This window comes from Streptomyces sp. NPDC107654 (assembly GCF_055639035.1).
The window spans coordinates 556,292-568,861 of the sequence record NZ_JBVKBI010000001.1 but is presented as its reverse complement, the minus strand read 5'-3'; the positions used below and the strand labels follow the sequence as shown (position 1 = coordinate 568,861).

The 12,570-nt window shown below is 71.9% G+C and carries 13 protein-coding genes; 5 read left to right on the top strand and 8 right to left on the bottom strand.

Going from position 1 to position 12,570, the window contains the following annotated elements; all coding sequences use genetic code 11:
• Window positions 1-30 precede the first annotated feature (30 nt).
• The 4 genes from chvE to ACZ7N4_RS02555 form a co-directional block, all read right to left on the bottom strand.
• Window positions 31-1,140 carry a multiple monosaccharide ABC transporter substrate-binding protein gene (gene chvE / locus ACZ7N4_RS02570; RefSeq protein ID WP_471352935.1) on the bottom strand — a complete coding sequence of 370 codons (1,110 nt, stop codon included), beginning with the start codon at window positions 1,138-1,140 and terminating at the stop codon, window positions 31-33.
• Window positions 1,141-1,177: 37 nt separating this feature from the next.
• A complete protein-coding gene (locus ACZ7N4_RS02565; RefSeq protein ID WP_471352933.1) occupies window positions 1,178-2,146 on the bottom strand; it encodes a hypothetical protein in 969 nt (322 codons plus the stop codon).
• Between the two features lie 123 nt (window positions 2,147-2,269).
• On the bottom strand, window positions 2,270-3,274 hold the full coding sequence (locus tag ACZ7N4_RS02560; protein WP_471352931.1) for a zinc-dependent alcohol dehydrogenase: 1,005 nt from the start codon (window positions 3,272-3,274) through the stop codon (window positions 2,270-2,272).
• A complete protein-coding gene (locus ACZ7N4_RS02555) occupies window positions 3,271-4,434 on the bottom strand; it encodes a mandelate racemase/muconate lactonizing enzyme family protein (RefSeq protein WP_471352929.1) in 1,164 nt (387 codons plus the stop codon). The genes ACZ7N4_RS02560 and ACZ7N4_RS02555 overlap by 4 nt, the downstream gene beginning before the upstream one ends.
• 201 nt (window positions 4,435-4,635) lie before the next feature.
• On the opposite strand from ACZ7N4_RS02555, the gene ACZ7N4_RS02550 reads away from it, so the two are divergent.
• Together ACZ7N4_RS02550 and ACZ7N4_RS02545 are read left to right on the top strand one after the other, a co-directional pair.
• Window positions 4,636-5,544, top strand: coding sequence for an SCO2400 family protein (locus tag ACZ7N4_RS02550; RefSeq protein WP_471352927.1), 909 nt, complete (start codon window positions 4,636-4,638; stop codon window positions 5,542-5,544).
• A 216-nt stretch (window positions 5,545-5,760) separates the two neighbouring features.
• The gene (locus ACZ7N4_RS02545) at window positions 5,761-6,921 is read left to right on the top strand and encodes a serine hydrolase domain-containing protein (RefSeq protein ID WP_471352925.1); all 1,161 of its coding nucleotides are present in this window, start codon (window positions 5,761-5,763) and stop codon (window positions 6,919-6,921) included.
• A gap of 139 nt (window positions 6,922-7,060) precedes the next feature.
• Here the strand turns inward: ACZ7N4_RS02545 and ACZ7N4_RS02540 are convergent, their stop codons facing one another.
• Complete coding sequence (locus ACZ7N4_RS02540) at window positions 7,061-7,480, bottom strand: organic hydroperoxide resistance protein (protein WP_471352923.1); 420 nt, start codon at window positions 7,478-7,480, stop codon at window positions 7,061-7,063.
• A 94-nt stretch (window positions 7,481-7,574) separates the two neighbouring features.
• The gene (locus ACZ7N4_RS02535) at window positions 7,575-8,573 is read right to left on the bottom strand and encodes an NADP-dependent oxidoreductase (protein ID WP_471353153.1); all 999 of its coding nucleotides are present in this window, start codon (window positions 8,571-8,573) and stop codon (window positions 7,575-7,577) included.
• Window positions 8,574-8,662: 89 nt separating this feature from the next.
• Between ACZ7N4_RS02535 and ACZ7N4_RS02530 the strand changes: the two genes are divergently transcribed.
• From ACZ7N4_RS02530 to ACZ7N4_RS02520, 3 genes are read left to right on the top strand one after another with little or no spacing between them, the layout of a single operon-like run.
• Entirely contained in the window at window positions 8,663-9,100 is a 438-nt protein-coding gene (locus ACZ7N4_RS02530) for a MarR family winged helix-turn-helix transcriptional regulator (RefSeq protein ID WP_388313908.1), read from the top strand.
• Window positions 9,101-9,153: 53 nt separating this feature from the next.
• Complete coding sequence (locus ACZ7N4_RS02525) at window positions 9,154-9,948, top strand: EI24 domain-containing protein (protein WP_471352921.1); 795 nt, start codon at window positions 9,154-9,156, stop codon at window positions 9,946-9,948.
• Window positions 9,945-10,559: a LysE family translocator gene (locus tag ACZ7N4_RS02520; protein ID WP_471352919.1), complete on the top strand. Its 615-nt coding sequence runs from the start codon at window positions 9,945-9,947 to the stop codon at window positions 10,557-10,559. The genes ACZ7N4_RS02525 and ACZ7N4_RS02520 overlap by 4 nt, the downstream gene beginning before the upstream one ends.
• Here the strand turns inward: ACZ7N4_RS02520 and ACZ7N4_RS02515 are convergent.
• Together ACZ7N4_RS02515 and ACZ7N4_RS02510 are read right to left on the bottom strand one after the other, a co-directional pair.
• Window positions 10,531-11,787 carry a pyroglutamyl-peptidase I gene (locus ACZ7N4_RS02515; RefSeq protein ID WP_471352917.1) on the bottom strand — a complete coding sequence of 419 codons (1,257 nt, stop codon included), beginning with the start codon at window positions 11,785-11,787 and terminating at the stop codon, window positions 10,531-10,533. The two genes, ACZ7N4_RS02520 and ACZ7N4_RS02515, sit on opposite strands and share 29 nt — an antisense overlap.
• Window positions 11,788-11,895: 108 nt before the next feature.
• Complete coding sequence (locus ACZ7N4_RS02510; protein ID WP_471352915.1) at window positions 11,896-12,477, bottom strand: TetR/AcrR family transcriptional regulator; 582 nt, start codon at window positions 12,475-12,477, stop codon at window positions 11,896-11,898.
• Window positions 12,478-12,570: the final 93 nt, after the last annotated feature.

Sequence of the window (12,570 nt, the reverse complement as noted above, 5' to 3'; positions counted from 1 at the left end):
GTGCCTTCCAATCCGTAGGAAATGGGCGGGTTACTTGAGGTCGCCCTCGGTGTAGTAGCCGCCGTCGACCAGGACCTTCTGGTAGTTGGACTTGTCGACGCTCACCGGCTGGAGCAGGTAGGCGGGCACGACCTTGGTCCCGTTGTCGTAGGTCTTGGTGTCGTTGACCTGCGGCTTCTTGCCCTTGAGGGAGTCGTCCATCATCGAGGCGGCGACCTCGGCGAGCTTGCGGAGGTCCTTGTAGACGGTCTGCGTCTGCTGGTCGGCGATGATCGACTTCACGGAGGCCAGCTCGGCGTCCTGGCCGGTGATGACCGGCAGCGCCTTGCTGCCCGAGCCGTAGCCGTCCGACTTCAGCGCGGACAGGATGCCGATGGAGATGCCGTCGTACGGCGAGAGGACCGCGTCGACCCGGCCGCTCTTGTAGGACGAGGTGAGGATGTCCTCCATGCGCTTCTGCGCGGTGGTGCCGTCCCAGCGCAGGGTGACGACCTGGGGCAGCTTCGTCTGCCCGGACCTGACCACCAGCTGCTTCTTGTCGATGTACGGCTGGAGGACGCTCATGGCGCCGCCGAAGAAGTACTTGGTGTTGTTGTCGTCGTTGGAGCCCGCGAACAGCTCGATGTTGAACGGGCCCTTCCTGCCCTTGTCCAGCCCGAGCTTGTCGACGATGTACTGGCCCTGGAGCTTGCCGACCTTCTCGTTGTCGAACGAGGCGTAGTAGTCGACGTTCTTCGTGCCGAGGATCAGCCGGTCGTAGGAGATGACCGGGATGTGCGCGTCCGCGGCCTGCTGGAGCACGCTGTTCAGCGACTTGTTGTCGATGGCCGCGATGACGAGGCCCTTGACGCCCTGCGTGATCAGGTTCTCGATCTGGGAGACCTGCTGCTCGGGGTCGTCCTCGCCGTAGACCAGCTTCGTCTTGTAGCCCTTGGCCTGAAGGTCCTTGACGACGTTCTTGCCGTCGTTGATCCAGCGCTCGGAGGACTTGGTCGGCATGGCGATGCCGATGGTGGCGCCCTTGGTGTCGCCCGCCTTCTCCTTGCTGCCGCCCTCGCCGCTCTGGCCGCAGGCGGTGAGGGTGAGGGCGAGCGAGGCGGCTCCGGCCAGGGCGGCGAGGGCGGCTCTGCGGTTGCGCATGGGGATCAGTCCTTGTTCTTCTCGTCGTGGAGAGGGGTCACGCGGTGACGGGGAAGCGGTGGAGCGTTCCGGGCGACCGGGAGCCGAGCGGCGCCATGTCGCCGTCCGCGCCGTGCCGGGCGAGCAGGTCCAGGGCGAGCCGGCCGCGCCGCACCCGCTCCCGGGCGGTGTCCAGCGTCACGTCCCTGAGGTGGGTGCCCCACGGGTAGATGCCGGGCGCCTTGGACAGACCGAACTTCAGGTAGAGCGGTGCGCCGCGCCGGATCAGCTCGGCGACCTCGTACATCCGGACGTAGCCGCCGAGGTCGTCGGGCGCCTCGATGTACATGTCCATGGGGGCGGCGGAGACCCGGCGGATCTCGGTGAGGTGGTCCAGCGTCAGATCGCTGGGGACGTTGACGGAGTCGGCGCCGAGCCGCTCGTACACGGCGTACGAGGTCGGGTTGACCGGGCCGATGAGCGCCGAGACCTTCAGCGTGGTGTCGGCCGGGATGATCCCGGCCTCGCGGGCCCGGTGCAGGGTCCACAGCACGCCCTCGTCGGCGACGAGCAGGCACGTGACGCCCAGCTCGGTGGCCCGGACGGCGTCCTCGACGCAGCCGGCGACCGCGTCGTGGCCCCGGGCGCGCAGTCCGGCCCCCCGCGAGTCGGACCGCACCGAGCCGCCGATGTCCCAGGTGCCGCGCGGGCCGGTGAACAGGCAGAGCTCGATGTCGCGTTCGGCGGTGGCGTCGACCATCTCGGTGATCTCGGCGTCGGTGAGCATCCACACACCGCTGCCCTGGCTGATCCGGTGGATCGGCACATCGAGGCGGGAGGCCTCCTTGAGGACGACCGCCAGCGCTTCGGGACCCTCGCACGAGGGGATCTCGGTGCGCCAGCGGCCGCCGCCCGGGAAGGTGTGGGCGGAGGCGTCGGCGGGGTCGAGGGCGGGCGCGCCGAGGCCGAGCGCGGCGAGCGCCTGCTCGCCGGGCCTGCGGGCCGCCGGGACGGAAGCGTCGGTCACAAGCTGTCCTTGGGGTCGTGAGTGTTCGGTATCTCGGACAAGGTTCGCGGCTCGGGGTGCGAAAAAGCGCTGGGTGTACGCCGGTCGGGGCGCCGTCAGGTCACGCCCTGACCGGCGTACGGTTCAGGGGCGGAGCAGCACCTTGCCCACCGTGGGATCACCGGCCCCCACCAGCTCGATCGCCTGCGGGAACGCCGTCAGCGGCAACTCGTGCGTGACCAGCGGCAGCGGGTCGAGCAGCCCGGCGCCGAACACCCGCACCGCGTGCGCCCAGGCCTCCGGCGGCGCCCCGAAGACGGTGTGCACCTCCAGCTGCCGTACGACGAGACCGGTCGGGTCGAGCCCGTCCGCGCCCGGCGCCGGGATCCCGGTGAGGACCAGGCGCCCGCCGCGCCGCGGCAGCGCGGCGGCGGTGAGGGCGGCGGAGGCCGACCCGGCGGTCTCGATCACCACGTCGAAGTCGTCGGGCAGCTTCTCGTCCCGGAGCCGGAAGTCGCTCGCCCCGAACCGCCGGGACAGCGCCTCCCGGTCGTTCCGCGTGCCCACGACCAGCAGCTCCGCCGGCGAGACCGCCTTCAGGAACTGCACGGCGAACATGCCCAGCGTGCCCGTGCCGACCACCGCGACCCGCTCGCCCGGCCGCGCGTTCGCCTTCAGCGCGGCGGCCGCGATGCAGGCGGCCGGCTCCAGCAGCGCGGCGGCGGTGAGGTCGGCGTCGTCCGGCAGGACGTGCAGCAGCCGGGCGGGCAGGGTGAGCGTGGCCGCCATGGCGCCGGGCCGGGTGAACCCGGTCTCCTCGTACCCGGCCGAGCACAGCGTGGTCTCGCCCGCGTGACAGCGCTCGCACACCTGGCAGTTGCGGAAGCCCTCGCCGACGACCTTCCGGCCGACGAGCGAGCCGGGCACCCCGGCCCCCACCGCCGCGACCGTCCCCGACCACTCGTGCCCGGGCGTGAGCGGATACCGCACGTACCCTTCGGGCCGGTTGCCCTGGTACACCTCGCGGTCGCTGCCGCAGATGCCGGCCGCGTGCACCGCGACCAGCGCCTCCCCGGGACCGGGCTGCCGGGGCGTGTGGGCCTCGACCCGGTGCACCCCCGGCGCCTCGACCAGGACCTGGGAACTCACTTCGTGCCCTTCGGCTTGCGCTGCTCCCAGCCCTCGGCCCACAGGTCGAACCGGGCCTGCTGCTGCGGGAACTCCGCCGCCGCGTCGACGTCGAGCTCGACTCCGAGACCGGGCGCGTCGGAGAGGTGGAAGCAGCCGTCCTCCGGGTTCACCTGCGGCGCGCCCTTGACCACCTTCTTGATCTCCGCGTCCGCGAAGTCGTTGAAGTGCTCAAGGATCTTGAAGTTCGGGGAGGTGAACCCGACCTGGAGGGAGGCGGCGGTGAGCACCGGGCCGCCCACGTTGTGCGGGGCGACCAGCATGTAGTGCGTCTCGGCGGTGGCGGCCAGCTTCCGGGTCTCCCAGATGCCGCCGATGTGGCCGACGTCGGGCTGGATGATGTCCACGGACTGGCTGTCGAACAGCTCGCGGAACTCGATCCGGTCGTGGATGCGCTCACCGGTGGCCACCGGGATGTCCACCTTGGCGGCGACCTTCTCCAGCGCCTTCAGGTTCTCCGGCGGCACCGGCTCCTCCAGCCACGCGGGCTTGAAGGGGGCCATCTCCCTGGCCAGCCGGACGGCGGTGGCGGGGGAGAAGCGGCCGTGCATCTCCAGCATCAGCTCGGCCTCGGGACCGATGGCGTCCCGCACGGCCTCGATGAGCGAGACGGCGTACAGGGTCTGCTCGTGGTCCAGTTCGAAGTGCCCGGTGCCGAAGGGATCGATCTTCAGGGCCCGGTAACCGCGCTCCCTCACCCCCTGGGCGGCCTTGTGGTACGCCTCGGGCGTTCGCTCGGTCGTGTACCACCCGTTGGCGTACGCCTTGACCTTGTCGGTCACCTTCCCGCCGAGCAGCTGCCAGACCGGCACGCCCAGCGCCTTGCCCTTGATGTCCCAGCAGGCCATCTCGACGACGGCGATGCCGGACATGACGATCTCGCCGGCGCGGCCGTAGTCGCCGTACTTCATGCGGCGGACCAGGTCCTCGACGGCGAACGGGTCCGAGCCGAGAATGTGGTTGGCCTCGGCCTCCTTGAGGTAGCCGATCAGCGCGTCGGTGTGACCGAGCATCCGGGTCTCGCCGACTCCCGTGATCCCCTCGTCGGTGTGCACCTGGACGTAGGTCAGGTTGCGCCACGGCGTGCCGACCACGTGCGTGCTGATTCCGGTGATGCGCACGGCAGTTGCCCCTCGGTTGTTCGAGATTTCGTCACACGTTCGAAATGCTGGCGTGACAGTAAGGAGGCTGCGGCGGGGGTGTCAATGGGTCGAACAGGTAACGGTTTCGGCAAGGCTTTCGAGAAGTCTTTCGACCCCGCACGAAACCTTCACAGCGCCGCCTGGAACCGTGTCCCGCGCGGACTCTAGTCTTCCCGCGTCATGGACTACTGCCACCCGTGCCAACGGCACCTCAACGGCGCCCTGGCCTGCCCCGGGTGCGGAACACCGGCCGCCCGCCTCGCCGTCACCACGGCCGCGCCGGCCATCCACGCGCACGGGTACGCGCAGACGCCCGCGGGGTACGGGGGAGGGGCGTACGGGCGGTCGTACGAGCCGCCGCGCACATCCCCCTACGAACAGTCGTACGACGGGACGCGCGAGGACCCCGGCCGGCCGGGGGAGGCCGCCGAGGACGGCCCTGAGGGCGGCCCTGGGTACGGTCCTGATCCTGAGGGCGGCCCTGCGTACGGTCCTGATGACGGCGAGGCCCCCGACGGCGCTCCCGCCGGCCGGCGTGCCGACCGTGCCGGGGCGAGCCGGCGGGACCGCAAGGCCGCCGTGCACCGGCGCCGCCGTCGCCGTGCCGTCCTGGTCGCGGCCGGTTTCGTGCTCGCGGCCGGCGGACTGAGCCTCGCCGAACTCGGCACCGACGCGCCCTTCTCGCCGTTCGCCGGCGACACCCCGGCCCCGGCCGGGGACACCACCGCCAACGGCGGCGCCGCCTCCAGCGCGCCGGGCGGCACCTCCGCCGACCCGGCCGGCGCCGGCTCCGGCGCCGCCCCGCGTCCGGGCGACTCCGCCTCCGCCGACGCCTCGGCCTCCGCGTCCGCCTCGAAGTCCCCCGAGTCCGCCAAGGACAAGGACTCCGCCTCCCCCTCCGCCGGTGCGACCGACCGGGTCCGGCAGTCGTCCCAGGCCGACGCCGGTACGACCCCGGCGAGCCCCGCCGCCCCGCCCCCCGCCCGGCCCGCCACCCCCACCGCGGCCTCGACGACCTCCGCCCCCGCTCCCCAGCCGACGCCCACCAAGACCAAGACCTGCGACCGCTTCCTGTGGTGGTGCACCTGACCGCACCTGGCGGCATCCGGGTGGATCGGGAGCACACCACGGCGCACCCGTGCCGCACCGTCCCACCGGCCATCCGGGGCATCCGTGACACCCACGGGCCCTCACGGGGGTTGAGTCGAACAGGCACGTCTCGCCGTACCGGTGTCGGGAACGCCCGCGGCCGGACGGGTGTTGTGCCGGGTGGAGCAGCGAACAGCGGATGGTCAAGGAGAGCGGATGACGCGGGAGATCACCGTCCAGGGCACGGTCGCCGAGGGCTTCGAGCCGGTGCGCGAGGAGTTCGCCGCCTTCGTCGCCGGCGAACGGGAGGACTACGAGGGCCAGTTGTGCGCGTACGTCCACGGATGCAGAGTCGTGGACCTGTGGGCGGGCACGGGGGTGACGGGTGACGCGCTGTACGCCCTGTACTCGGCCACGAAGGGCGCGGCGCACCTCGTCGCGGCGCTGCTCGTGCAGGACGGCACGCTGGAGCTGGACCGCAAGGTCACCTACTACTGGCCGGAGTTCGCCGCCGAGGGCAAGGGTGCGCTGACCCTGCGGGACCTGCTCGCGCACCGCGCCGGGCTGGTCGGCACCGACACCGGCTTCACCCTCGCCGAACTGGCCGACGACCGGATGATCGCCGAACGCCTCGCGGACCAGCGGCCCTTCTGGCGGCCGGGCACGGCCTTCGGCTACCACGCGCTGGTGATCGGCGCGCTGACCGGCGAGGTCGTCCGCCGGGCGACGGGCCGCACGCTGCAGGAGGTGTACGAGGAGCGGGTCCGCGCCCCGCACGGCCTCGACCTGTACCTGGGGCTGCCGGCCGCGCACGAGCCCCGCTTCCGCACGGTCCAGCCGATGCTGCCGACCCCCGCGCAGCAGGCGCAGCTCGACGCCGTACCGGGCGGTCCGCACACCCTCGTGTCGATCGCCTTCAACCGGCACGGCACGGACCCCACCGACCTGGGGGGCCTGCCGAACGAGCGGCTGGTCCGCGCCAAGGGTCCGGCGTCGGTGGGCGGCGTCGGCTCGGCGCGCGGCCTGGCGGCCATGTACGCCGCCGTGATCAGCGAGGTGGACGGCAGGACCCCGCTGCTGAAGGAGGACACGCTGGCGGAGTTCGCCCAGATCCACTCCACGGGCTATGACCTCGTGGCCCGCACCCACACGTCCTTCGGCCTCGGCTTCCAGGCGACCGCCGACACCTGGTACCCCTTCCTGGGTGCCAAGACCGTCGGCCACAGCGGCGCGAGCGGCGTCCAGTCCTTCGCCGACCCGCACAGCGGGATCGCCTACGGCTACACGAGGCGGAGGTTCGCGTTCCCCGGCGGAGCGGCACCCGAGAACAACAGGTTCGCGGCCGCCGTCCAGCGGGCGGCCCTGGCAGCACTCTGAAGGGGCGCGGGGCACTGCGCGAGCGACCGCCCGCGATCCGCACGCGACTCCGCACAGCTTCCCGGCGGACGCCCCCGGACAGAGGAGCAGCCGCACCCCACGTCCAAGGATGCGGCTGCCGAGTAGGCAACGACGAAGGTCAGACCAGCGTCACGGTGATGTTGCCCCGAGTCGCCTTCGAGTAGGGGCACACCTGGTGGGCCTTCTCGACGAGGCTCTTCGCGGTCGCCGCGTCGACCTGGGGGATGCTCGCGGAGATCTCCACGATGATCCCGAAGCCGTCCTCGTTCTTGCCGATGCCGACCTTGGCCGTGACGGTGGAACCGGAGACGTCGACGCCCTCCTGCCGGGCCACCACCCCCAGCGCTCCCTGGAAGCAGGCGCTGTACCCCGCGGCGAACAGCTGTTCCGGGTTGGTCCCGGACCCGCTGCCGCCCATCTCCTTCGGCGGGTTGACGACGACGTCGAGTCGGCCGTCGTCCGTGGCGACCCGGCCGTCACGGCCGTTCTCGGCGGTGGCGACGGCGGTGTACAGGACGTCGGACTGCGTGATGGGCATGCGGTTGTCTTCCTCCTCGGTCCGCCGCGACTCGCGCCCACGATCGCGACGGATTTCGGAAAGAAGTTACCGCATGCCGAAAATCTCGGGAAGGCTAGAGCTTGACGACCATCTTGCCGACGTTGTCGCCGCGCAGGACCCCGAGGAACGCCTCCAGGTTGTTCTCGATGCCCTCGACCACGGTCTCCCGGTACTTCAGCGCGCCCGAGGCGACCCACGGCCCGACCTCCTGGACGAACTGCGGCTGGAGGTCGTAGTGGTCGCCGACCAGGAAGCCCTCGATCCGGCCGCGGGTCTGGATGAGGCGGGCCAGGTTCTTCGGACCGGGGGCGGGCTCGGTGTTGTTGTAGACCGAGATCATGCCGCAGACCGCGATCCGGCCGCCCTCGTTCAGCGAGCCGATGGCCGCCTCCAGGTGGTCCCCGCCGACGTTGTCGAAGTAGACGTCGATGCCGTCGGGCGCCGCCTCGCGCAGCTGCTCGGCGACCGGGCCGCTCTTGTAGTTGAACGCGGCGTCGAAGCCGTACTCGTCCACCAGCAGCCTGACCTTCTCGTCGGAGCCGGCCGAGCCGATGACCCGGGAGGCGCCCTTGAGCCTGGCGATCTGGCCCACCTGGCTGCCCACGGCCCCGGCCGCACCGGACACGAAGACGGCGTCGCCCTCCTTGAAGGAGGCGGTGCGCAGCAGGCCGGCGTAGGCGGTCAGGCCGGTCATGCCGAGGACGCCCAGGTACGTCGACAGGGGCGCGGCCTTGGGGTCGACCTTGACGGCGTGCCGGGCGTCCACGGCCGCGTACTCGCGCCAGCCGAGGAAGTGCAGGACGTGGTCGCCGACGGCGATGCCCTCGGCGTGGGACTCGACCACCTCGCCGACCGCGCCGCCCTGCATGACCTTGCCCAGCTCGAAGGGGGCGACGTACGACTTCGCTTCACTCATCCGGCCGCGCATGTACGGGTCGACGGAGAGGTACGTGTTCCGCACCAGCACCTGACCCTCGCGCGGGGTCGGGACCGGCGCCTCGACCAGGGCGAAGTCCTCGGGCTTGGGCCAGCCGACGGGACGGCTGAGCAGGTGCCACTCGCGGTTGATCATGACGGTGCCTTTCACGATTACTTCAGTACCTGAAACAACCATGCTCCTGAATATTTCAGTATGTCAAGTAACCGGGTATCCTGGAGGGTATGTCCACCCCATCGAAGAACCGTCGCCCCGACGCCCTCACCCTGGAAGTCGTGGAGCTGATCGGCGACGTCGTGGCCCGCTTCTACGCGGACTACGAGAAGGCGGCGGCCGAGCACTCGCTGACCGGCCCCCAGGCCCGGCTGCTCAGCCTGCTCTCGCTGGAGCCGCTGCCCATGCGCAAGCTGGCCCAGAAGCTGAAGTGCGAGCCGTCGAACGTGACCGGGATCGTGGACCGCCTGGAGACCCGCGGACTGGTCGAGCGCCGCCCCGACCCGGCCGACCGCCGGGTGAAGGTCGCCGCCGCCACCGAGGAGGGCCGCCGGATGGCCCGCGACCTGCGCGAGAACCTCGACTTCGCACGCGAACCGCTCGCCGCCCTGAGCGACGACGAACGCGGCTCCCTGCGCGACCTGCTCCGCCGCATGCTGGACGTCTGACCCCCCTCGACCGGCATCACGCACCGTCACACCCAGCCAGTAGAGTCCTCGCCATGCGCGATCTCGGGGTGGGTTTCGGTTATCTGCTGAAGGGCCAGCGGTGGGTGGCCCGGCACCGGCGGAGTTACGGCTTCGGGCTGCTGCCCGGCCTGATCACACTGGTGCTGTACGCCGCCGCACTGGTCGCGCTCGCGCTGTGGGGCGAGGACGCGGTCGGCTGGGCCACCCCGTTCGCGGACGACTGGTCCAGCCCCTGGCAGGGCCTGTTCCGCGGCTTCCTGACCGCCGTCCTCTTCGCGCTCGGCCTGCTGCTGGCCGTGCTGACGTTCACCGCCGTCACCCTGCTCGTCGGCCAGCCCTTCTACGAGAGCCTCTCCGAGCAGGCCGACGCCGACGCCTCGCCCGACGGCACCGCCCCCCGGTCCGACCTGCCGCTCTGGCGGGAGCTGTGGATCTCGGCCCGGGACAGCCTGCGCGTCCTGGTCCGGGCCGGCCTGTGGGGCGTCCTGCTCTTCGCGCTCGGCTTCCTGCCGTTCGTCGGGCAGACCGTCGTCCCCGTGATCGGCTTCCTCGTCACCGGTTTCTTCCTCACCGAGGAACTCGCCGCCGTGGCCCTGCAGCGCCGGGGCGTCGACCTGCGCGCCCGCCTCACCCTGCTCCGCTCCCGCAAGACCCTGGCCTGGGGCTTCGGCACACCCCTGGGCCTGGCCTTCCTGGTTCCGTTCGTCGCGGTGTTCCTGATGCCGGGCGCGGTCGCGGGCGCCACGCTCCTCGCCCGTGACCTGCTGGGCGAGGAGACCGCGGGGCACGGCACCGACGAGCCCGAAGAGGAGAACGCCACCCCGTGACCGAGATACTCGCCGTCGCCGTCATCACCGTCCTGGCCGTCATCGCCCCCGGCGCCGACTTCGCGATGATCGTGCGCAACAGCTATCTGTACGGCCGCCGCACCGGCCTGTTCGCCGCCGCCGGAGTCGCCGCCGGCGTACTGGTCCACGTCACCTACACGATGCTCGGCGTGGGCCTGCTGATCGCCTCCTCCACCTTCCTGTTCACGGTCGTCAAGCTGATCGGCGCCGCCTACCTCGTCCACATCGGCGTGCGCACCTTCCGCGCCCGCGGCGAGGTGCAGGTGGACCTGGAGCACAAGGCCACGCTGACCCCGCTCGCCGCGCTGCGCACCGGCTTCCTCACCAACGTCCTCAACCCCAAGACGACCCTCTTCGTCGTCTCCACCTTCGCCCAGGTCGTCAGCCCCGGCACACCGGTCTGGCGGCAGGCGGGCTACGGCCTCTTCATGGCGCTGGCCCACCTGGTGTGGTTCGGCGTCGTCGCGCTCTTCTTCTCGCAGGAGCGCATGCGCACGCTGATGCTCCGCGCCCAGAAGGTCCTCAACAAGGTCATCGGCTCCGTCCTCGCCGGCCTCGGCATCAGCCTGGCCTTCGCTCCGTCGCACTGACCGCCACGGCGACGATCGCCCGCACCTGGGCGATGATGTCCAGCCGGTTGCGGACGAACTCGGGGTCGGTCACCTCGGTGGTGTTCCCGGCCCCGAACCGCAGCACCGGGGTGTGCACGTGCCCGCCCGGCAGCGTGTCGTGCAGGCCGAGCCGGTCCCGCAGCAGGGTGGCCCGGTAGGCGATCTCGTTGGACAGGTAGTCGCCGCCGCCCCCGGCCCGGGCGGTGGAGCCGGGAGTCGGTCCGTCCGGCCGCACGACGGGCTCGCTCCCGCCCGCGGGGATCTCGGTGACCTCCGTGTGGTCGTACACCGGGAAACGCCCGGTGTGCGCGGCCGTGACGGCGGCGAACGGCAGGGTCGTGGTCGTCCACTGCGGCTGCGTGGCCGGGTCCGTGACCGGCACGGTCTCCGTCCGGCCGATGTCGTCGTTGTCCGGGAAGCCGCCGCGCCAGGCGCCGTTGGTGCGCTCGACGTCGAACCGGCCGACCCGGCCCTGGCTCACGGTCGTGAACAGGTCCGCCTCCGGCAGGTACGGCCGCAGGGTCCGCTCCACCGTGCCCTCGGCGAAGTCCCGCCAGCGCACCGGGAACACGGCCGTCTCGATGCGCGCCGGGCCCGCCGCCGTCTCGACGACGGTGCCGTCCAGCGCGAGCGCCGTCGCCCCGGACGGGTTGGAGGTGCGGATGTCCCGGTCGAGCGTGAAGGGGTCGAAACCGGTGAGGACGACCCGGCGCGAGGGGCCCTCGGCCGGGTAGCGGATGTCGGTCTGCCCCCGCGAGGTCCGCTCCAGCCGGTCGAGCAGCGCGCTCCGCTGCCGCTCCGTGAGCCCGAAGTCCGGCTGCCAGGTACGTACGTCCCGGGTCATGCCCAACCGGGCCCAGTACAGCGGCCGGTCGTCGTCCCGGCTCAGGTCCCCGCCGGCGGGCCCCCGCCCCTGGGCCCGGTCCACGGCCCGCCGCCACAGCGCGGACCCCTCCCGTACGACGACGCGGCGGGCCTGCGCGTAGGACCGCGCGCGCTCCAGCGCACGGCCGAACTCCCGTGCCGCGCCGTCGAATCCGGAGCGCCGCAGGATCTCCTGCGGCTGCGCACGGTCGAGCCGCTGCTCCTCGACGGTGGGGGAGGGGGCGGGGGCGGCCGGGGCCGCCGAGGCGGTGGCCGGCGGGGCGGACAGGCCGGCGAGCAGCGCGAGACCGAGGACGCCGAGGCGAAGTCGTGTGGGGCTCAAGGGATTTGGGCTCCTTCCGGGAAGCACCGTGACTCCGGCCCACCGTACTCGGCCGCGCGCCGGCGGGCGCCGGTCGCGCGGGTGTCCGCGCCCCCGCGGAGCGCTCCCTCAGTCCGCCCGTTCCCCCAGCAGCCGCAGGAAGTCCCGGAACGCGCCCGGCATGTCGACCGAGTCCGGGTCCAGGAGCCACTGGTACTGCAGGCCGTCCATCACGGCGACGAGCAGGGGGGCGGTGCGTTCGGGGGTGAGGCCGCTCGGGAGCCGCTCGCCGTACTCGCTGCGCAGGACGGCGGTCATGGAGGCGCGGACGCGCGCGTACCGCTCGGTGAAGTAGCCCCGCGCCGGATGACCCTCCGTCACGCTCTCGCCGAGCAGCGCGGAGAAGGTCTGGATGATCGCCGGCCGCATCGCGTTGTACTCGACCAGCGAGGCCAGCAGGTCCGTCCGCCACTGGGAGTCCGGCACCGCGTCCCACCGGTCCCGGTCCTGGAGCACGGCCACCAGCAGCGCCTCCTTGGTGGGGAAGTGGTGCAGCAGCCCCTGCTGGGTGAGCCCGACCCGCTCGGCCACGGCCGCGAGGCTCGCGCCCCGGTAACCGCGCTCGGCGATCACCTCCAGGGCGGCCCCCACGATCTCCGCGCGCCGCTCCTGGCCCCTGACCCTCGCGTTCATGAGGTCACCGTACGACATCCCCGCCCCGCCATCATAACGGCAAGGTAACGAAACCTACCCGGCTACAGGTGGTGCGGGCACGATGGAGGCACCTGCACGGACTCGACGAGG